Annotated in this window: 15 protein-coding genes; 9 read left to right on the forward strand and 6 right to left on the reverse strand. The window is 73.7% G+C overall.

The annotated features are described in order from the left end of the window. Positions 1–12: 12 nt before the first annotated feature. The 3 genes from EMA09_RS13720 to EMA09_RS13730 all read left to right on the forward strand — a co-directional run bounded on the left by EMA09_RS13720 (position 13) and on the right by EMA09_RS13730 (position 3,589). The gene (locus tag EMA09_RS13720) at positions 13–2,355 is read left to right on the forward strand and encodes a heavy metal translocating P-type ATPase (protein WP_129841329.1); all 2,343 of its coding nucleotides are present in this window, start codon (positions 13–15) and stop codon (positions 2,353–2,355) included. A 13-nt stretch (positions 2,356–2,368) separates the two neighbouring features. Further along, a complete protein-coding gene (locus EMA09_RS13725) occupies positions 2,369–2,899 on the forward strand; it encodes a TerB family tellurite resistance protein (RefSeq protein WP_129841330.1) in 531 nt (176 codons plus the stop codon). Positions 2,900–3,016: 117 nt separating this feature from the next. After that, on the forward strand, positions 3,017–3,589 hold the full coding sequence (locus EMA09_RS13730; RefSeq protein WP_129841331.1) for a dihydrofolate reductase family protein: 573 nt from the start codon (positions 3,017–3,019) through the stop codon (positions 3,587–3,589). Positions 3,590–3,595: 6 nt separating this feature from the next. Here the strand turns inward: EMA09_RS13730 and EMA09_RS13735 are convergent, their stop codons facing one another. Both EMA09_RS13735 and aspS read right to left on the reverse strand, forming a co-directional pair. After that, on the reverse strand, positions 3,596–4,474 hold the full coding sequence (locus tag EMA09_RS13735; protein ID WP_129841332.1) for a hypothetical protein: 879 nt from the start codon (positions 4,472–4,474) through the stop codon (positions 3,596–3,598). Between the two features lie 116 nt (positions 4,475–4,590). Then, positions 4,591–6,372: an aspartate--tRNA ligase gene (gene aspS, locus EMA09_RS13740; protein ID WP_129841333.1), complete on the reverse strand. Its 1,782-nt coding sequence runs from the start codon at positions 6,370–6,372 to the stop codon at positions 4,591–4,593. 99 nt (positions 6,373–6,471) lie between these two features. On the opposite strand from aspS, the gene EMA09_RS13745 reads away from it, so the two are divergent. After that, complete coding sequence (locus tag EMA09_RS13745; protein WP_129841334.1) at positions 6,472–8,574, forward strand: SpoIIE family protein phosphatase; 2,103 nt, start codon at positions 6,472–6,474, stop codon at positions 8,572–8,574. Positions 8,575–8,586: 12 nt separating this feature from the next. On the opposite strand, the gene EMA09_RS13750 is transcribed toward EMA09_RS13745, so the two are convergent. Both EMA09_RS13750 and EMA09_RS13755 read right to left on the reverse strand, forming a co-directional pair. After that, complete coding sequence (locus EMA09_RS13750) at positions 8,587–9,567, reverse strand: pirin family protein (RefSeq protein WP_129841335.1); 981 nt, start codon at positions 9,565–9,567, stop codon at positions 8,587–8,589. Between the two features lie 78 nt (positions 9,568–9,645). After that, positions 9,646–10,140, reverse strand: coding sequence for an SseB family protein (locus tag EMA09_RS13755; protein WP_129841336.1), 495 nt, complete (start codon positions 10,138–10,140; stop codon positions 9,646–9,648). 160 nt (positions 10,141–10,300) lie between these two features. Here EMA09_RS13755 and EMA09_RS13760 point away from each other — a divergent pair, with 160 nt between their 5' ends. From EMA09_RS13760 to EMA09_RS13770, 3 genes are all read left to right on the forward strand, one after another. Next, positions 10,301–12,130 carry an acyl-CoA dehydrogenase gene (locus tag EMA09_RS13760; RefSeq protein ID WP_129841337.1) on the forward strand — a complete coding sequence of 610 codons (1,830 nt, stop codon included), beginning with the start codon at positions 10,301–10,303 and terminating at the stop codon, positions 12,128–12,130. 88 nt (positions 12,131–12,218) lie between these two features. Beyond that, positions 12,219–13,508: a M18 family aminopeptidase gene (locus EMA09_RS13765; RefSeq protein ID WP_129841338.1), complete on the forward strand. Its 1,290-nt coding sequence runs from the start codon at positions 12,219–12,221 to the stop codon at positions 13,506–13,508. A gap of 259 nt (positions 13,509–13,767) precedes the next feature. Then, positions 13,768–14,592, forward strand: coding sequence for a maleylpyruvate isomerase family mycothiol-dependent enzyme (locus tag EMA09_RS13770; RefSeq protein WP_129841339.1), 825 nt, complete (start codon positions 13,768–13,770; stop codon positions 14,590–14,592). Between the two features lie 10 nt (positions 14,593–14,602). Here the strand turns inward: EMA09_RS13770 and EMA09_RS13775 are convergent, their stop codons facing one another. Next, on the reverse strand, positions 14,603–16,177 hold the full coding sequence (locus tag EMA09_RS13775; protein WP_129841340.1) for a protein kinase: 1,575 nt from the start codon (positions 16,175–16,177) through the stop codon (positions 14,603–14,605). A gap of 175 nt (positions 16,178–16,352) precedes the next feature. Between EMA09_RS13775 and EMA09_RS13780 the strand changes: the two genes are divergently transcribed. Together EMA09_RS13780 and EMA09_RS13785 are read left to right on the forward strand one after the other, a co-directional pair. Further along, positions 16,353–18,008, forward strand: a complete 1,656-nt coding sequence (locus tag EMA09_RS13780; protein ID WP_129841341.1) for a protein kinase — start codon at positions 16,353–16,355, stop codon at positions 18,006–18,008. 14 nt (positions 18,009–18,022) lie between these two features. Continuing rightward, on the forward strand, positions 18,023–19,063 hold the full coding sequence (locus tag EMA09_RS13785; protein ID WP_129841342.1) for a phosphotransferase: 1,041 nt from the start codon (positions 18,023–18,025) through the stop codon (positions 19,061–19,063). A gap of 21 nt (positions 19,064–19,084) precedes the next feature. On the opposite strand, the gene EMA09_RS13790 is transcribed toward EMA09_RS13785, so the two are convergent. Next, positions 19,085–19,765: a response regulator transcription factor gene (locus EMA09_RS13790; protein WP_129841343.1), complete on the reverse strand. Its 681-nt coding sequence runs from the start codon at positions 19,763–19,765 to the stop codon at positions 19,085–19,087. Between the last annotated feature and the right edge of the window lie 145 nt (positions 19,766–19,910).

Consider the following 19,910-nt stretch of genomic DNA (forward strand, 5'->3'; position numbering starts at 1 on the left):
AGTGATGCGGCGATGACAGCGACACCGCGGGAGACCGCCGACGGGACCGAGGTCGTGCTGGCCATCGGCGGCATGACCTGCGCCGCCTGCGCCGCGCGGATCGAGAAGAAGCTCAACCGCATGGACGGCGTCACCGCCACCGTGAACTACGCGACCGAGCAGGCACGCGTCGCCCACGCCCCCGACGTCACCGTGGCGGACCTCGTCGCGACCGTCGAGGCCACCGGGTACACCGCCACTCCGCCGCGGCCTCCCGCGCCGGAGGCGGCGGACGGGGACGGGGGCGGCGGCCGCGCCGACGACACCGGGGAGACCGCCCACAGCCGCGACCTCGCGCACCGGCTCACCGTCACGGCCCTGCTCGCGGCGCCCGTCGTGGTGCTCGCGATGGTGCCGGCCTGGCAGTTCACGTACTGGCAGTGGCTGTCCCTGACGCTCGCCGCACCCGCCGTCGTCTGGGGCGGCCGGCCGTTCCACCGCGCCGCCCTGAAGAACGCCCGGCACGGCGCGGCGACCATGGACACCCTCGTCTCCCTCGGCACGCTCGCCGCGCTCCTGTGGTCGGTGTGGGCGCTGTTCATCGGCGGCGCGGGCGAACCGGCGATGCACCACGCGTTCGACCTGTCCGTCCGGCGCCAGGACGGCCCGCCCGACATCTACCTGGAGGCCGCGGCCGGCGTCACCGCGTTCCTCCTCGCCGGGCGGTACCTGGAGGCGCGCACCAAGCGCCGCGCGGGCGCCGCGCTGCGCGCCCTCCTCGACCTCGGTGCCAAGGACGTCACCGTCCTGCACGACGACGGCCGCGAGGAGCGGCTGCCCGCCGGCCGCCTGGCCGTGGGCACGCGGTTCGTCGTCCGGCCCGGCGAGAAGATCGCGACGGACGGCACCGTCGCCGAGGGCACATCCGCCGTCGACGCGTCCCTGCTGACCGGCGAGTCCGTGCCCGTCGAGGTCGGCCCCGGCGCCGCCGTCACCGGCGGCACGCTGAACGCCGGCGGCCGCCTCGTCGTCACCGCCACCCGCGTCGGCGAGGAGACCCGCCTCGCGCGGATGGCGCGGCTCGTCGCCGAGGCGCAGAGCGGCAAGGCCGCGGCCCAGCGCCTCGCCGACCGCGTCTCGGCGGTGTTCGTGCCCGCCGTGCTGCTGCTCTCGCTCGGCACACTGGCCTTCTGGCTGTGGCGCGGGGCCGGCGCCGACACCGCGTTCACGGCCGCCGTGGCCGTCCTGATCATCGCGTGCCCCTGCGCCCTCGGGCTCGCCACGCCCACCGCGCTGCTGGTCGGCACCGGGCGCGGCGCGCAGCTCGGCATCCTCATCAAGGGTCCCGAGGCGCTGGAGACGACGCGCAGGGCCGACACGATCGTCCTCGACAAGACCGGCACCGTCACGACCGGCCGGATGACGCTGCTGGCCGTCCGCACGGCGCCGGAGGGCACGCCGGAGGAGACGGTGCTGCGGCTCGCGGGCGCCGTCGAGCACGCCTCGGAGCACCCCGTCGCCCGCGCGGTCGCCGACGCGGCGCGCGAGCGCACCGGGCCGCTGCCGGCCCTCGCCGGTTTCACGGCCGTGCCCGGCCTCGGCGTCCGGGGCACGGTCGCGGGGCACACCGTGCTCGTCGGCCGGGAGCCGCTGCTGGCCGGGGCGTCCGTGCCCCTGCCCGAGTGGCTGCGGACGGCCCGTGACGACGCGGAGGAACGTGGCCGCACCGCCGTCCTGGTGGCCTGGGACGGCGCGGCACGCGCGGTGCTCGAGATCGCCGACGCCGTGAAGCCCACCAGCGCCGAGGCCGTGCGGCGGCTGACGTCGCTCGGACTGACGCCGGTCCTGCTGACCGGCGACAACGAGCGGGTGGCCCGCGCGGTGGCCGACGAGGTCGGCATCCGCGAGGTCATCGCCGGGGTGCTGCCGGAGGACAAGGTGGCCGTGGTCCGGCGGCTGCGGGAGGAGGGCCGTACGGTCGCCATGGCCGGGGACGGCGTGAACGACGCCGCCGCCCTCGCCACCGCCGACCTGGGCATCGCCATGGGCACCGGCACGGACGCCGCGATCGAGGCGAGCGACCTGACGCTGGTCGGGGGCGACCTGCTGGCGGCGGCCGACGCGATCCGCCTGTCCCGCCGCACCCTGCGGACCATCCTCGGCAACCTGGGCTGGGCGTTCGGCTACAACACGGCAGCGCTGCCGCTTGCGGCGGCCGGGCTGCTCAACCCGATGCTGGCGGGCGCGGCGATGGCCTTCTCGTCGGTCTCGGTCGTCGCGAACAGCCTGCGGCTGAAGACGTTCACCCCATGGAGGGACAAGGGTGCCGGAACCCGGCGTCCGTCCCGGGCGTTCACGGGACGGGACAGCCTGTAGGGAGGCCAGGGCGATGGCGATGTGGGACCGGATCAACCAGCTCAAGGGAGCGACGGGGCGGCCCGGCGGCGGCCGGAGCGGGAGCGGCGGCAGCGGCGGCGGGACGCGGTCCATGGTGATGGGCGCCCTCAAGTCGCAGCTCACCTCCATGCGGCACGAGCTGAAGAGCGGCGCCTACCGTGACGCGAGCATGGCGGTGTGCGCGCTGGTCGCCGCCGCCGACGGCACGGTGGACAGCGCCGAGCGGCAGCACGTCGAGCAGATGATCGTCACCAACGAGGTCCTGCAGAACTTCCCGGCCGACGAGCTGCGGCGGCGCTTCAACCGGCATGTCGACCAGCTCGTGCGGGGCCTGCCGGCCGGCCGGTCCGAGGCGATGGCGGAGCTGGCGAAGGTGGCGAAGAAGCCGGCCGAGGCCAGGGCGGTCATCCAGACCGGCATGGTGGTCGCCGGCGCCGACGGCTACTTCTCCCACGCGGAGGCCGCCGTCCTGCGCGAGGCGTGCGCCGCCCTCGCCCTCCACCCGTCCGAGTTCGGTCTCTGAGCGGTCGCGCGGGAGCCGGCGGGGACCGATGAGTTCCCCGGCGGCCCCGGGTCCTCCCTGACATCGTGTCCACGGCCGCCCGCCGTGCCGCCTGCCCGGAAGACCCAGGAGCCCCGCATGCGCATACTCATCAGCACCGCCTTCGTCTCGCTCGACGGCGTCGTGGAGGCCCCGGGCGGCGAGCCCGGCCACCGGAACTCCGGGTGGACCGTCAAGGACGTCGAGTTCCTCCCCGAGGCGTACGCCATCAAGGACCGCGAGCAGCGCGAGTCCACCGCGCTGCTGCTCGGCCGCACCAGCTACGAGGCGTTCGGCCCGGTCTGGCCCGCCATGGAGGACTTCGCCGGCTACCTCGCCATGCCGAAGTACGTCGTCTCCACCACCCTCACCGAGGACCGCCTGGTCCCCGAGTGGGGCGAGACCGTGATCCTGCGCTCCCTCGACGACGTCGCCGCGCTCAAGGAGACCGAGGGCGGGCCGATCATCGTGCACGGCAGTGCCGCCCTGAACCACGGCCTGTCCGACGCCGGCCTGATCGACCGCTACCACCTGCTCGTCTTCCCCGTCCTGCTCGGCGCGGGGAAGCGGCTGTTCAGCGACACCGACAAGGACACGCAGCGGCTGCGGCTCGTCGAGCACGAGACGTACGCGAACGGCATCCAGCTCAACGTCCTCGACGTCGTCCGCTGACGCCCCTCAGCCCTGCTGTCCGTACTGCGAGAGGTCGCCGTAGCGGGTGTAGGCGTCGGAGCCGCCGTCGTCCCACGCGATGCCGAGGTCGTCGCCGCCGGAGAAGTCGATGAAGCCCCCCAGCTCCTCGCCGGTGTCCACGCCGTCCTCGGTGCACAGCAGGGCGATCCGCTCCGCGCCGTCCACCGTGGCGTGGGCGCCCGAGCACTCCAGCCCGCCCTCGACATAGCCGGCCCCGTAGAGCTGCTGCCCGTCACCGCCCTCGACCGGCTCGCCGCTGAGGACGAGCAGACCGCCGCCGTCCCGCCGCCAGATCGCCTCAAGACCCGTCCCCGTGGGGGCGGCGAGCGGCGCGTCCGGCAGCGTCTCGTCCGGGATCTCGACCGGAGCACCCGGCGCATCGGGGATCAGGTCGTCGGTCTCGTCCGGGAGGATGTCGGCCGGGTCGTCGTCCGGCGCACCGGTGTCCGCGGGAGCGCTCGGCGAGGCACCGGCAAACGCCTCACCGCCCCCGCCGTCCCCGAGCGAGACGAACAGGCCCACCCCGGCCAGCGCGACGGCGGCTACCACGCTCGCGATCACCACCGCGCGCGCCGACGGGCCGCGCCGCCGCCCGCCGGACGGCGGCACGGGCGGGCCGAACCCGGCGGGCGCCGCGCCCGGGAGCCGCAGTTCCAGCGTGCCCCCGGGCGGCGGCACCGGCCGGACGGACGGGACGGCGCCGGTCGGCGGCCCCGGCGGATAGGGGGACGCGTACGGCGGGGCCACGGGCGGCGTCCCGGGCGGCAGGGCGGCCGGGGCCTGCGGCACGGCGGGCGGCGGCACACTCCCCCCGGGCGGCTGCCCCCAGCCCGGCGGCGGCGCTCCGTACGGCGGCTGACTCATCGAGGCCCCCCTCCGGCCGGCGGCAGCACCGGCCGGCGGTCATCCTACTGAGCACACCGCGCGGGGACGAGGGGGCCGCCCCCCGCCCCCGCGCGGCACCGCAGGGAACCCCGGGATCAGGGCTGGCGCTTGGCCGACTCCCGCAGGGAGAGGTGCAGTTCCCGCAGGCGGCTGTCGTCGACCGGGCTCGGCGCGCCCATCAGGAGGTCCTGCGCGTTGCCGTTGAGGGGGAACGCGATGGTCTCCCGGATGTTCGGCTCGTCCGCGAGGAGCATCACCATGCGGTCGACGCCCGGGGCGATGCCGCCGTGCGGCGGGGCGCCGTACTGGAAGGCCCGCAGCATGCCGCCGAAGTCGCGCTCGACGTCCTCGCGGCTGTAGCCGGCGATCTCGAACGCCCGGTACATGATCTCCGGCTCGTGGTTCCTGATGGCGCCGGAGGACAGCTCGACCCCGTTGCAGACGATGTCGTACTGCCAGGCGAGGACGTCCAGCGGGTCCTTGCTCTCCAGCGCTTCGAGGCCGCCCTGCGGCATGGAGAACGGGTTGTGCGAGAACTCGACGGCCCCGGTGTCCTCGTTCCGCTCGAACATGGGGAAGTCCACGATCCAGCAGAACCGGAAGACGTTCTCCTCGAAGTGGCCGGCCCGCCGGGCCGCCTCGACGCGGACCGCGCCCATGATCCGGGACACCTCGTCGAAGGCGCCGGCGCCGAAGAAGACGGCCGTGCCGGGACCCGCGTCCAGCGCGCCGAGGAGGGCCGCGGTGTCCTCCTCGGTGAGGAACTTGGCGATCGGCCCGGTCAGCGTCCGGTCCTCCCCGACACGCACCCACGCGAGGCCCTGCGCGCCCAGTGAGACGGCGAACTCGCCGAGCTGGTCGAAGAACTTGCGCGGCTGCCCCGCCGTGTCCGGGACGGCGAGCGCCCGCACGTGCTTCCCGGCGAACGCCTTGAACCCGGAGCCGGCGAAGATCTCCGAGACGTCCGTCAGCTCCAGCCTGGCCCGCAGGTCGGGCTTGTCGGAGCCGTACTTCAGCATCGCCTCGCGGAACGGGATGCGCGGGAACGGCGAGGTGACGTGCCGCCCGCCGCCGAACTCCTGGAAGATCTCCGTCATCACCGTCTCGATGACCCCGAAGACGTCCTCCTGCTCGACGAAGCTCATCTCCACGTCGAGCTGGTAGAACTCGCCCGGCGAGCGGTCGGCGCGCGCGTCCTCGTCCCGGAAGCACGGGGCGATCTGGAAGTACCGGTCGAAACCGGCGATCATGAGGAGCTGCTTGAACTGCTGCGGCGCCTGCGGCAGCGCGTAGAACGTGCCGGGGTGCAGCCGGGACGGCACCAGGAAGTCCCGCGCGCCCTCCGGCGAGGTGGCGGACAGGATCGGGGTCGCCAGCTCGTTGAACCCGAGGTCGGTCATCTTCCGCCGGAGCGCGGCGATGACGGAGGAGCGCAGCATGATGTTGCGGTGCATGCGCTCGCGGCGCAGGTCGAGGAAGCGGTACTCGAGGCGGCGCTCCTCGTTCACGCCGTCCTCGGCGTTGATGGTGAACGGGATCTGCTCGGCCGCGCCCAGGACCTCGACCTCGGCGACCTCGATCTCGATCTCGCCGGTGGCCAGCTCCGGGTTCACGTTCTCGGCGCCGCGCCCCACGACCGTGCCGTCGACCCGCAGGACCGTCTCCTTCGCGAGACCGCCGAGCCGCTCGCTGACGGCCTCGTAGCCGGCCGAGCCGGGGCGGACGACGAGCTGGACGACGCCGTAGTGGTCCCGCAGATCGACGAAGAGGATGCCCCCCAGGTTCCGGCGATTGTGGAGCCAGCCCGACAGCCGGACATCGCGGCCGATGTCCGTCGAGCGCAGCTCGCCGCAGGTGTGGGACCGGTACCGATGCATCGTTCGTCCAAGGCGTAGGCGGATGGGGGGACGGGTCATCAGACTACCGGCCCACCTTCGCTCGCCGCTTCCCCGTATACCTGCATAAGGTGGGGCATCATGCGCGCCGAAGATGTGCTGGCCGCCGCCGGCGTCGGAGTGTGGAGCTGGGACGATGCCCGGGGCGTGGTCGTCCTCGACGGCACCGCCGCCGGGCTCTTCGGCCTGGGCCCCGGCCCGACGACCCTGTCCGAGGGCGCGCTCCGCTCCCGCACCCCCGTGCAGGACTTCACCGACCTCCAGCGCGTCCTGTCGGTCGCCGAGGCGGAGGGCCGGGTGACGGAGGCCGAGTTCCGGCTCGTCACGGAGAGCGGCGAGGTGCTGCGGACCCTGCGGATGCGGGTCGCGGGCTCGCTGATGCGGCCCGGGGATCCGGTGCGGGGGGCGGCCGGCACGCTGGTCGAGGTCCCGCGCACGGCCCCCGACCGGCCGCCGATGGCCGCCGAGGACTGGGACTGGCGGCGTGCGCGCGAGGCGTTCGTCCTGGAGGCGGGGCAGGCGCTGTCCGAGGCCGACAGCACGGCCGACGTCCTGCGGGCGACGGCCGCCCTGGCGATGCCGGGCTTCTCGCCGGACGGCATCGCCGTCTTCACCAGCGAGGGCGACCGGATCTGGATGGCCGAGTACCACGGCACCCCCATCGACACGGACGCGCTCGGCCTGCCGCTGCCGCTGGACAGCGCGTACCCGGCGGCCGAGGTGATGCGCACCGGGCACGCCGTGTACATCGCCACGCCCGAGGAGTACCGGGAGCGCTACGGCGACTTCTGGCCCGCCGTGCGGACGTACAACCGCTGCTCGTGGGCGTTCCTGCCGCTGTCGGTCGGCGGCCGGCTGATCGGCGTGTGGCTGGTGGCGTTCTCCTCGCCGGTGGCGTTCACGATCGACGACCGGGCGATGCTGACGACGCTGGCGCGGCTGCTGGCGCAGGCGCTGTCGCGGACGTTCCTCCAGGACACGGAGCGCGAGCTGTCCGCCGACCTCCAGCACACCATGCGGCCCGGCCCCGCGCCCACGGTGCCGGGGATGCTGCTGGCGACCCGCTACGTGCCGACCGGCGGGGGGCTGCGGGTCGGCGGCGACTGGTACGACGTGATCCCGCTGCCGGACGGCGGGGTCGCCCTGATCATCGGGGACGTGCAGGGCCACGACGTGCGGGCGGCGGCCGTGATGGCGCAGCTCAGGATCGCGCTGCGCGCGTACGCCTCGGAGGGGCACCGGCCCGACGCGGTGCTGAACCGGGCCTCCCGCTTCCTCGCCTCGCTCGGCGAGGACACGCCCGACCCACGGTTCGCGACCTGCCTGTACGTCCGGGTCGACCCGCCGTCGGGGACGCTGGACATCGCGCGGGCCGGGCACCTGGACCCGGTGATGGTCTTCGAGGACGGCTCGCTCGTGACGCGCCCGACGGCCGGCGGCCTGCCGCTCGGCATCGCGCCGCGCGAGGACTACCCGACGACCCGCCTGATCCTCCAGCCGGGCGAGACGCTGCTGCTGGTGACGGACGGCCTGGTGGAGACCGGCGGGCGCGACCTCGACTCGGGCTGGGCGCGCCTGCGGGAGGCCGTGGAGGGGCTGCGGGGGCTGCATCTGGAGGACCTGGCGGACACGCTCGTCGACACGGTGCAGGGGACGCCGTCGACGGCGGGCGCGGCGCGCGGGGAGGACCGCGACGACATCGCGCTCGTCCTGCTGCGGCGGCGCGGCGGGCCGCCGCGCGGCGACGCCGGGGAGCCGGTGCGCAGGGCGGTCCTCACGATCGGGCAGGACGAGCCGGCGCGGATCGCGGAGGGCCGCCGCCGGGTGGCGGAGATGCTGCGGGACTGGGCCGACCCCGACCGGGTGCACGGCGCGGCGGTGCTGGTCTCGGAGATGGTGACGAACGCCCTCATCCACACGGAGGGGGACGCGCTGATCGTGGCCGAGCTGAGCGGGCGGCGGGGCGACCGGCTGCTGCGCGTGGAGGTCAGCGACCCGAGCGACGAGCTGCCGCGCGTCCGGGACCCGGGGGAGCTGGCGACGACGGGGCGGGGGATGGTGCTGATGGACGCCATGTCGGACGCGTGGGGGTACCAGCCGCGCGGGATGGGCAAGACGACGTGGTTCGAGCTGCGGGAGCGCAGGGAACCGGCCGACCCGGCACCCGGCGCCCCCGCGGTGTGACACCGCCCCCGGTCAGCCGCGCGGCCCGGCCCCCGTCATGCCGTGGACGGCGGGAACGGTACCGAGACGCCCCGCCCGGAAGTCGTCGAACGCCTGCTGCAGTTCGGCGCGCGTGTTCATCACGAACGGCCCGTAGTGCGCGATCGGTTCGCGGATCGGCTGCCCGCCGAGGAGCAGGATCTCAAGGGCGTTCGTCCGGGAATCCTGCTTCGTGTCCGCGCCGACCGTGAGCGCATCGCCACTGCCGAAAACGACGGTCTGGCCCATGTGAACGGGTCGCCTCTCCGTTCCCGCGTAGCCGTTTCCCGCGAGCACGTACGCGAGCGCGTTGAAATCGGACCGCCAGGGAAGGACCGATTCGGCTCCGGCCTGCACTGTGGCGTGCACAAGCGTGATCGGCGTGTGGGTGATCCCTGGCCCTTCGTTGCCACCAATGCTCCCGGCGATCAACCGAAGCAACGAACCACCGTCGGCGCTGGTCAGGTACGTGACGCTCCCGCCGCCGATGTCCTGGTACCGCGGCGCCATCATCTTGTCCTCGGCCGGCAGATTGACCCACAACTGGATCCCGTGGAACAGCCCGCCGGACATGACCAGTTCTTCGGGCGGAGTCTCGATGTGGAGCAACCCGGATCCGGCCGTCATCCACTGAGTGTCACCGTCATTGATGACCCCGCCGCCGCCATGCGAATCCCGATGAATGAAGGTTCCGTCAATCAAGTAAGTGACGGTTTCGAACCCCCGGTGCGGGTGCCATGGCGTCCCGCGCGGTTCGCCGGCCTGATAATCCACCTCGCCCATCTGGTCCATCATGATGAACGGGTCGAGGTGGCGGTGGTTGATGCCCGCGAAGGCGCGGCGGACGGGGAAGCCCTCGCCCTCGTAGCCGGTCGGCGCGGTGGTGACGGCGCGCACGGGGCGCGGCACGTCGTCCGGCGCGGGCGCGGGGACGCGGGGCAGGGTGAGCGGGTTGTCCACGGTGATGGCGGGCATCGGAACCTCCTGAGTGGCCGCCCCCAGGTTAGTTGAAGCATCAACTTCTGTCGAGGCGGCGCACTCCGGCGGCGCCGCTCAGCCGTACAGCCGGCGCATCGTGTAATCGACCATCTCCTCCACGGACTTGGCGTCGAGCACGAGCCGGTGCTCGCCCTCCATGTCGAGCGCGAAGCCGTACCCGGTCGGCAGGAGGTCGAGGACCTCGCCGCCCGTCACCGTGAAGTACTTCGACTCCTTCCCGGCGTAGCGGCGCAGCTCCTTCAGCGAGCTGAACAGCGGGATGACGGGCTGCTGGGTGGTGTGCAGGGCGAGGAACCCGGGGTTGTCACCGCGCGGGCAGTAGATCTTGGCGCCGAGGAAGATGTCGTGGAACTCCTCGCTCGACATGGCACCGGACGTGTAGGCGCGCAGCGCGTCGGCGAGGGACGGCGGCGCGGGCGGGGCCGCGGGGGCGGCGGGCTGCGGCTGCTCCGGGTAGAGCTGCTGGCCGCCGTAGCCGGCCAGCGGCTGCTGTCCCCCGTAGGGCTGCTGCTGCCCCTGGTAGGCGGACTGGTTGTCGTAGCCGTACATGCCGGAAAGAGTATCGACCCGTGATTGACCGGTTTCCGCTTGCTTCTTATTACCCGCGGGTAGCAATATGGGTGTTACCTGTCGGTACGCAGCACCGTCCCCTCCGCACCGCACGCACGTCACACACCGCACCGCACCGCACTTCTACGGAGTCGCCGCCATGGGTCACTACAAGTCGAATCTCCGCGACATCGAGTTCAACCTGTTCGAGGTCCTGGGCCGCGAGACGGTGTACGGCACCGGCCCCTTCGGTGAGACCGATCCCGACACCGCCCGGGAGATGCTCCGCGAGGTCGCCCGTCTCGCCGAGAACGAGCTGGCCGCCTCGTACACCGACGGCGACCGCAACCCGCCGGTCTTCGACCCGGCCGAGCACACCGCGCCGCTGCCCGAGTCGTTCCGCCGCAGCTACCGCGCCTACATGGACGCCGAGTGGTGGCGGATGAGCATCGGCGAGGAGCTGGGCGGCCTGACGGCGCCGCGCTCCCTCGTGTGGGCCGCCGGCGAGAACGTCCTCGGCGCCAACCCCGCGATCTGGATGTACGGCTCGGGTCCCACCTTCGGCCGCGTCGTGTACGACGAGGGCACCGAGGAGCAGCGGAAGATCGCCCGTCTCATGGTGGACCGGGAGTGGGCGTCCACGATGGTGCTGACCGAGCCCGACGCGGGCTCCGACGTGGGTGCCGGGCGTGCGAAGGCGGTGCGGCAGGAGGACGGTTCCTGGCACATCGAGGGGGTGAAGCGGTTCATCACCTCCGGTGAGCACGACCTCTCGGAGAACATCGTCCACCTCGTCCTCGCCCGCCCCGAGGGCCACAAGCCCGGCACGAAGGGGCTGTCGCTGTTCATCGTGCCGAAGTACGACTTCGACTGGGACACCGGCGCCCTCGGCGAGCGCAACGGCGTCTTCGCCACGAACGTCGAGCACAAGATGGGCCTCAAGGTCTCCAACACGTGCGAGCTGACGTTCGGCGCCCACGGCACCCCGGCGCGCGGCTGGCTGCTGGGCGAGAAGCACGACGGCATCCGGCAGATGTTCAAGATCATCGAGTTCGCCCGGATGATGGTGGGCACGAAGGCCATCGCCACCCTCTCCACCGGTTACCTCAACGCCCTCGCGTACGCGAAGGAGCGCGTGCAGGGTCCGGACCTCACGCAGTTCGCCGACAAGTCGGCCCCGCGCGTCACGATCACCCACCACCCCGACGTGCGCCGGTCCCTCATGACGCAGAAGGCGTACGCCGAGGGCATGCGCGCCCTCGTCCTGTACACCGCGTCCGTGCAGGACTCGATCACCGTGAAGCAGGCCGCGGGCGAGGACGCGTCCGCCGACGAGGCGCTGAACGACCTGCTCCTGCCCGTGGTGAAGGGGTACGGCTCGGAGCGCTCCTACCAGCAGCTCGCCGAGTCGCTCCAGACGCTCGGCGGCTCCGGGTACCTCCAGGACTACCCGGTCGAGCAGTACATCAGGGACGCGAAGATCGACACGCTCTACGAGGGCACCACCGCGATCCAGGGGCAGGACTTCTTCTTCCGCAAGATCGTCCGCAACCAGGGCGTCGCCCTCACGGCGCTGGCCGAGGAGATCAGGAAGTTCCTCGCCGAGGAGCCCGGCGGGGCGGAGCTGGCGGGGGCGCGCGAGCGGCTGACGAGCGCCGTCGGCGATCTGGAGGGCCTGGTCGGTGTGCTGCTGACCGACCTCGCGGCGACCGAGAAGGACGTCCGCGCGCTGTACAAGGTCGGGCTCAACACGACGCCGTTCCTCATGGCGGCCGGTGACGTCGTCGTCGCCTACCTGCTGCTGCGCGGCGCCGCCGTGGCCGTCGCCAAGCTGCCGGGGGCGAGCGCGAAGGACCGTGCGTTCTACGCGGGCAAGGTCGCGGCGGCCCGGCACTTCGCCGCCACCGTCCTGCCGTCCGTCGCCGTGGCGCGGCGCGTCGCCGAGGAGACCGACCTGTCCCTGATGGACCTGGACGAGGCCGCCTTCTGACGGCCCGGCGCACCCCGCCCCGCGCGGCGGCGGGCGGGGTGCGCCGGACGCCCCGGGCGCTCCTGGGCGGATTCGTATGCTGTGCCCCATGAGCGCACCCTTCGACCGCGGCCACACCGACGACCTGATGGCGTTCCTCGCCGCGTCCCCCACGCCGTACCACGCGGCGGCGAACGCGGCACGCCGCCTGGCCGACGCGGGGTTCACCCCGCTGCGGGAGACCGACCCGTGGGACGGCGCCCCCGGCGGCCGGTACGTCCTGCGCGGCGGCGCGCTCATCGCCTGGTACGTGCCCGAGGGCGCGGCGCCCGCCACCCCGTTCCGCGTCATCGGCGCCCACACCGACTCCCCCACCCTGCGGATCAAGCCGTCCCCCGACGGCGGCAGGCACGGCTGGAAGCAGCTCACCGTCGAGATCTACGGCGGTCCGCTCCTCAACAGCTGGCTCGACCGGGATCTCGGGATCGCCGGGCGCCTGGTGCTGCGCGACGGCGGCACCGTCCTCGTGAACGTGGACCGGCCGCTGCTGCGCGTCCCCCAGCTCGCGATCCACCTCGACCGGTCCGTGAACGACGGCCTGGCCCTGGACAGGCAGCACCACACCATGCCGCTGTGGGGTCTCGGGGAGCCGCGGGACGGCGAGCTGATCGCGTTCCTCGCGGACGCGGCGGGGCTCCCGTCGGCCGACGCGGTGGCCGGCTTCGACCTGATGACGCACGCCGTCGAGCCGCCCGCGTACCTCGGCCGCGACCGTGAGCTGCTGGCCGCCCCCCGTCTCGACAACCTGCTGTCGGTGCACGCCGGCACCGCGGCGCTCCTGGACGCCGCCCGCCCGGACACGCGCTTCGTGCCGGTCCTCGCCGCGTTCGACCACGAGGAGACCGGCAGCGAGTCCGACACCGGCGCCGCGGGGCCGCTCCTGGCCACCGCCCTGGAGCGCGACGTGTACGCCCGCGGCGGGACCCACGAGGACCGCGCCCGCGCCCTCGCCGGCTCGTACTGCCTGTCCGCCGACACGGGCCACGCCGTCCACCCCAACTACGGCGAGCGCCACGACCCCGACCACCGCCCCCGCGCCGGCGGCGGTCCCCTCCTCAAGGTCAACGTGAACCAGCGCTACGCCACCGACGCCGCGGGCCGCGCGGTGTTCACCGCCGCGTGCGAGCAGGCGGGCGTGCCGTGGCAGCCGTTCGTCTCGCACAACGACGTGCCCTGCGGCACGACGATCGGCCCCATCACCGCGACCCGGCACGGCATTCCCACGGTGGACGTGGGGGCGCCGATCCTGTCGATGCACTCCGCGCGCGAACTGTGCGCGGCGAACGACCCGTTCCTCCTCGCGAACGCGATGGCGGCCTTCCTGCGGCCCGCCGGCTGAGGCCGTCGGCCCCGGTGCGGCAGGCTTGTCGATGTCCTGTCACAGAGTCGTGAAACGGGGCCGCGACGATGGTGGGCACGGGGCCGGGCGGCGGCGTTCTGCACAACGCCTCCGCCCGGCTCCGCCCCTCGTCGCGCGCACCCCCGCGGCGCCGTGCGCGGCACTAGGATTCGTCCCGGAAGAACCATTCACCGGCCGCGTCGGCGCGGCGTACCGTGTGACCACCCAAGCCAGCGACGAAACCGCCACGAGGGGTTCTGTGACCGAGCGATCGAGCCTTCAGCCGTACATCGATGCCTGGACCCAGTCGATCGAGTCGATATCGGAGCTGGCCTCCTCGCTCGTCGAGGGCGAGTGGAACCGCCCCACGGAGCGCGTCGGCTGGTCGGTGCGGGACGTCGTGTCCCACGTGATCGGCGGCGAGTGCGAGGCCCTGGGCGACCCGCGCCCCATCCACGCCCTGCCGCGCGACCTCTACCACGTCGTGGACGAGACCACGCGCTACCTGGAGGTCCCCGTCGACGTGCGCCGGCACCACACGGGGCCGGAGATGACGAGCGAGCTTGAGTACACGGTCATCCGCCGCTCCCGCCAGCTCCGCAACGAACGCCGCGGCCCCGACGCCGAGATCACCCACCCCCTCTACGGCACCCTGACGCTCCGTGAGTTCCTCGCCCAGCGGATCTTCAACGTGTGGACGCACGAGCAGGACCTGCGGCGCGCCCTGCGGCAGCCCGGCGACCTGGCGTCCCCGGCGGCCCTCGTCGCCCGGGACGTGCTGCTGCGGCGGCTGCCCGGCATCGTCGCGGAGCGGGCGGACGCGCCGAAGAAGTCGGCCGTCGTGTTCGAGGTGAGCGGTCCGGTGGAGTTCGTGCGCACGGTCCGCGTCGACGAGGAGGGCAACGGCAGCGTCGACGGCAACCCGTCGCTCGGCCCGCTCGTCACGTTCACCACCGACTGGGAGACGTTCACGCGCGTCGCGAGCGGGCGGGTGCGGGCCAGGCGGGTCGCCGACAAGGTGAAGGTCGAGGGCGACACGGTCCTCGCCGAGCGCATCCTGACGAGCTTCCCCGTCGCGTACTGACGGCGGCCGGTCAGGAGACCGGCTCAAGGCCGGTGGAGACGGTCAGCTTGATCGGCGGGTCCGTGTCCGGGTCGTACGGCTGGCCGGGTCCCGGCGTCTGCGCGATGACCATGCCCTCGCCCTTCAGCGTCTCGTCCTCGTAGCGGACGTCGTCCTCGTAGCGCCAGCCGGCCGCCCGTATGCACGCCTTCACCGAGTCGATGTGCACGTCGTAGAAGTCCGGCATGGCGACGGCGCCCGCGTGCTCGTTCTGGTCCCAGTGGTCGAAGGCGCCGGAGCACTCCGTCGCGGCGATCGTCTTCTCCGGGTCGCCGGGTGTGTAGCGGCGCCCGTCGGTGGCGGTCGCCTCCGCGGTGCCCTCCACGGCGGTTTCCGTACCGCCCGCCTCCGGCTCCCCGCCACCGCCGCGGGTGAGCGCGACGAACGAGACGGCCGCGATCAGCGCCACCGCGACGGCCGCTGCCGCCACCACGAGCCAGGTGGCCCGCGACCTCGCGGGACGGCCGCCGCCGGCCGCCGGCACGGGCGCGGGGGTCACCGGCGGGGCGTACGGCCCCGCCGGCGGCGTGTCGCCGCCGACGCGCGGGTAGCCGTAGGCGCCGCCACCGCCCAGCGCGTACGGCGAGGGCGTCACCGGCGCCCCGAACTCGGGGAACACCGCCTGCGCTATGCCCGCGCCGCTCCCGCCCGGCGGCGGCGCGTCCGGTGCGATCGAGGGCGCCGCGCCGGTCAGCAGCTCCGCGACGCGGCGGCACTCCGCCAGCATCTCGCCGGCGCTGCGGAACCGCTCGTTGGGGTTCTTGCGCAGCGCCCGCGCGATGAGGGCGTCCAGCGCGGGCTCGATCGCCGTGTTCAGCGACGAGGCGACCGGCGGGTCCTCCGTGACGTGCGCGTACGCGACGGCGAGGCCGGTGTCGGCGTCGAACGGGACGCGTCCGGTGACCAGCTCGAAGAGCATCACGCCCACCGAGTACAGGTCGGCGCGGGCGTCCACGGCGCGGCCGAGCGCCTGCTCGGGCGACAGGTACTGCGGCGTGCCGACGACCATCCCGGTCTGCGTCATGGACGTCACCCCGGTCTGCATGGCCCGCGCGATGCCGAAGTCCATGACCTTGACGGCGCCGCGCCGCGTGATCATGACGTTGCCCGGCTTGATGTCGCGGTGGACGAGCCCCTTCTCGTGGCTCAGGTCCAGGGCGGCGAGGACGCCCGCCGTGATCCGCAGCGCCTTGTCGGCGGGCATCGCGCCCCACGCGGCGATGTCGTTCTCCAGCACGTCGCGCAGGCCCTGGCCGTCGACGTACTCCATGACCATGTACGGGACGGCGCCGCCGCCCTCCCGTTCCTCACCGGTGTCGTAGACGGAGACGATGTTCGGGTGCGTGAGTTTCGCCACGGCCTGGGCCTCGCGGCGGAACCGCTCGCGGAACGCGTCGTCGCCGCTGACCTCGCTCCGCATCGTCTTGACGGCGACCTCGCGCTCCAGCACGGTGTCCCACGCGAGGTGGACGGCCGCCATGCCGCCCCGGCCGAGGAGCCGCCGCAGCGCGTAGCGGCCGCCGCCGACGGTCGAGTGTCCGGTCATGCGACGTGTTCCCCCCAGGCGGCGCGCGGCCGCCGTGCCGCGGGCGCGCGTGTGTACGGAGCCGTTTTCCGTGGCCAGTGTGCCCCAGCCCCCGGGGACGTCAAGTCTCAACTTGTCAGCGTGGCCCGCGAACGGGTTTGATGGCCCGGCGACCCAGTGAACACGGCGAGGACTGATGGCACAGGACCAAGGCGCTGCGGGCTCCGGCGAGGACGAGTCCGGGGCGTCCGGCAACGAGGTCCCCGAAACGCCGGACATGTGGGGAAACGGCGGATTCGTCGGAGACGGCCGCTACCGGCTGACGCACCGGCTCGGCCGCGGGGGCATGGCGGAGGTGTTCGCCGCCGAGGACGTACGGCTCGGCCGGACGGTGGCGGTGAAGCTGCTGCGCTCCGACCTGGCCGAGGACCCGGTGTCCAAGGCGCGCTTCACGCGCGAGGCGCAGTCGGTGGCGGGCCTGAACCACCACGCCGTCGTCGCCGTCTTCGACTCCGGCGAGGAGACCGGCAACGGCCGCGTCACCCCGTACATCGTGATGGAGCTGGTCAACGGCCGGACGATCCGCGACCTGCTGATCGACTCCGACCCGCCGCCGCCCGAGCGCGCCCTCGCGATCGTCTCGGGTGTGCTTGAGGCCCTGGCCTACAGCCACCAGCACGGCATCGTGCACCGCGACATCAAGCCGGCGAACGTCATCATCACGGACACGGGCGCCGTCAAGGTCATGGACTTCGGCATCGCGCGGGCGCTGCACGGCGCCGCGCAGACGATGACGCAGACCGGCATGGTGATGGGCACGCCGCAGTACCTCTCGCCCGAGCAGGCGCTCGGCAAGACGGTGGACACCAGGTCCGACCTGTACGCGGTCGGCTGCCTCCTGTACGAGCTGCTGACGCTGCGCCCGCCGTTCATCGGCGAGACGCCGCTGTCCGTCGTCTACCAGCACGTCCAGGACATGCCGCGGCTGCCGTCCGAGGTGGCCCCCGCGTCGCCGCCCGAGCTGGACGGCCTGGTCATGCGCGCCCTCACGAAGGACCCCGAGGACCGTTACCAGACGGCCGAGGAGATGCGCGGCATGGTGCGGTACGCGCTGCGCATGCTGGAGGAGCACGGCGGCCACACCGCCGGCCTGTGGAACACCGGTTCCCTCACCGGCGGGACGACCCCGCCGCTCGGCACCGCCGCCCCGACCCGCGCCACGACCACCGCGGCCACCCCGGCGGCCGGTGTCCCGCTGCTGCTCGGCGGCCCGGACGGCACCCCGCCCGGCGGCACGGCGGCCGACGCGCGCACCGGCTCGCGGCTGCGCATCCTGCTGGTGGCGGTCCTCGCGGTCCTCGCGGTCGCGACGGGCGTCCTCGTCGCCGTCCGGCTGGGCGGCGGCGACGATCCGGCCGACCCGCCGGCGGAGTCGGGGCCGCCGAGCCCGACCGAGTCGGCGGACCAGCGGCCGGACGACGAGTCCCCCTCCTCGGACGAGACGGCCGAGGAGGACGAGCACCGGGACGACTCCGGCACCTCCGGGGGCCAGGAGTGGGACGAGGACTGGGACCAGGGCTGGGAGGACGACGGCGACCAGTCGACGACGTCCCCGACCGAGCAGCCGACGGGCGAGGAGACCGAGCAGCCCACCGGCGACCCGACGCAGTCCGACGACGAGACGCCCCCGCCGGACAGCGGCTCGGACGACGGCGGCAGCGGTGACGAGGGCGAGGAGTCCCCGCCGCCGACGGGCGACACCGGCACGGGCGACGCCGAGGGCGGCGACGCGGACACCGGTACGGGCGAGGACGTCAGCGGCGCCGAGGGCGACACCACGACGACCCCCTGACGATCCGCCTCAGCATGTCCCTCACGGAGCAGACCCTGACCGTGCTGGTCCGCCGCTACGGTCAGGGCACCCCCATCGACTGCCGGCCGCTGACCGCCGGGCTCCTCAACCGCGGCTACCGCGTCGCGACGACCACCGGCCGGTTCTTCCTGAAGCACCACCTCGACGGCGACCCGGCCGCCACCGACCCGCTGGTGCGGCAGCACCGCGCGACGGCCGAGCTGGCGCGCCTCGGCCTGCCCGTCGCGCCACCGCTGCCCGACCGGGACGGCCGCACGGTCGTCGTGCACCGGGGCCGCTGCTACGCCCTGCACCCCTGGGTGGACGGCAGGCACCGGGACGGCGGGCAGCTCAGCCGCGGCCAGAGCGACCGCCTGGGGGCGCTGCTCGGGCGCGTGCACCGGGCACTCGACCAGGTGATAAGGCGTACTCCCTTGCCGTACGCCCCGCCGTCGCTGAACGCGCCCCACCGCGCCTCGGCCGTGCCGACCGAGACGGAGGAGCTGATCGCGCGGCTGCTCGGGCTGATCCGCGCCCGGCCGCGCCGCACCGGCTTCGACGAGCTGGCCGAGCACCGCCTGCTGGAGCGCCGCGACCTGCTGCGCGCCCACGCGCACCGCCGCCCGGGACCCGCCGAGGTGCCCGCAGAGGGCTGGGTGCACGGCGACTTCCACCCGCTGAACCTGCTGTACCGCGCCGAGGGGCCGGTCGAGCCGGTCGCGATCGTGGACTGGGACCGACTTGACGTGCAGCCGCGCGCGGAGGAGGCGGTCCGCGCCGCGGCGATCTTCTTCCTGCGGCCGCGGGGCACGCTCGATCTGGCGAAGGTCCGGGCGTACGCCCGCGCGTACCGGACCGCCACGGGCGCGCGTCCGGACGAGCTGGCCGCCGCGGTGCACCGCGTGTGGTGGGAGCGGCTGAACGACTTCTGGATGCTGCGCTGGCACTACGAGCGCCACGACCACCGGGCCGATCCGCAGTTCCCGGCGGCGTCGGCGCTCGTCGTGTGGTGGACGCGGCACCGGGAGCGGGTGTCGGAGGCGTTCACGGGCTGACCGGGATCCGGCGCCGCCGCGTCACTCGCGCTTGCCGGCCTGGAGGCGCGCGACGTAGGCGGCGGCCTGGGAGCGGCGTTCCATGCCCAGCTTGGCGAGGATGCTGGAGACGTAGTTCTTGATCGTCTTCTCGGCGAGGTGCAGCTCCTCGCCGATGGCGCGGTTGGTCAGGCCGTCGCCGATGAGGTCGAGGATGCGGCGTTCCTGCTCGGTCAGGCGGGCCGTGCGTTCGTCCCCGGCGCCCGGCGCGTTCTGCGCGGCCTGCCCGCCGCCGCGCAGGCGCTCCAGCACGCGGCGGGTCGCGTCCGGGTCGAGGAGGGACTTGCCGGCCGCCACGTCCCGTACGGCGGAGAGCAGTTCACTGCCCCGGATGGCCTTCAGCACATAGCCGGACGCGCCCGCCATGATGGCGTCGAACAGCGCCTCGTCGTCCGCGTACGACGTGAGCATCAGGCACCGGATCGACTCGTCCTGCGATCTGATGTCCCGGCAGACCTCGACGCCGCTGCCGTCCGGGAGGCGCACGTCGAGGACCGCGACATCGGGCCGCGCGGCCGGGACGCGGGCGCGCGCCTCGGCCGCCGTGCCCGCCTCGCCGGCGATCTCGATGTCGGACTCCATGGCCAGCAGCTCCCGTACGCCGCGCCGCACCACCTCGTGGTCGTCGAGGAGGAATACCCGGATTTTTCCGTCTTCTGGCACGTGACCAGTCTCACACAGCGCGCTCCCGGGCGCCCGGCGTACGCCCCCGCGACGGCCGTCGCGAACCTTCCCGGGACCCGGTCGGCCGGGTTAACGTGCAAGGGTCCCCACGCGCTGGGAGGCTGGTGACCAACCTGGACCAGCG

The sequence above is a fragment of the Streptomyces sp. RFCAC02 genome, from assembly GCF_004193175.1.
GTDB lineage: Bacteria > Actinomycetota > Actinomycetes > Streptomycetales > Streptomycetaceae > Streptomyces.

Excerpts from the sequence above, each read along its gene's own strand:
- aspS (WP_129841333.1), bottom strand. The coding sequence starts at position 6,372 with ATGCATCGGTACCGGTCCCACACCTGCGGCGAGCTGCGCTCGACGGAC.
- EMA09_RS13720 (WP_129841329.1), top strand. The coding sequence starts at position 13 with ATGACAGCGACACCGCGGGAGACCGCCGACGGGACCGAGGTCGTGCTG.
- EMA09_RS13760 (WP_129841337.1), top strand. The coding sequence starts at position 10,301 with ATGGGTCACTACAAGTCGAATCTCCGCGACATCGAGTTCAACCTGTTC.
- EMA09_RS13780 (WP_129841341.1), top strand. The coding sequence starts at position 16,353 with ATGGCACAGGACCAAGGCGCTGCGGGCTCCGGCGAGGACGAGTCCGGG.
- EMA09_RS13755 (WP_129841336.1), bottom strand. The coding sequence starts at position 10,140 with ATGTACGGCTACGACAACCAGTCCGCCTACCAGGGGCAGCAGCAGCCC.
- EMA09_RS13730 (WP_129841331.1), top strand. The coding sequence starts at position 3,017 with ATGCGCATACTCATCAGCACCGCCTTCGTCTCGCTCGACGGCGTCGTG.
- EMA09_RS13745 (WP_129841334.1), top strand. The coding sequence starts at position 6,472 with ATGCGCGCCGAAGATGTGCTGGCCGCCGCCGGCGTCGGAGTGTGGAGC.
- EMA09_RS13785 (WP_129841342.1), top strand. The coding sequence starts at position 18,023 with ATGTCCCTCACGGAGCAGACCCTGACCGTGCTGGTCCGCCGCTACGGT.
- EMA09_RS13765 (WP_129841338.1), top strand. The coding sequence starts at position 12,219 with ATGAGCGCACCCTTCGACCGCGGCCACACCGACGACCTGATGGCGTTC.
- EMA09_RS13775 (WP_129841340.1), bottom strand. The coding sequence starts at position 16,177 with ATGACCGGACACTCGACCGTCGGCGGCGGCCGCTACGCGCTGCGGCGG.
- EMA09_RS13735 (WP_129841332.1), bottom strand. The coding sequence starts at position 4,474 with ATGAGTCAGCCGCCGTACGGAGCGCCGCCGCCGGGCTGGGGGCAGCCG.
- EMA09_RS13725 (WP_129841330.1), top strand. The coding sequence starts at position 2,369 with ATGGCGATGTGGGACCGGATCAACCAGCTCAAGGGAGCGACGGGGCGG.
- EMA09_RS13750 (WP_129841335.1), bottom strand. The coding sequence starts at position 9,567 with ATGCCCGCCATCACCGTGGACAACCCGCTCACCCTGCCCCGCGTCCCC.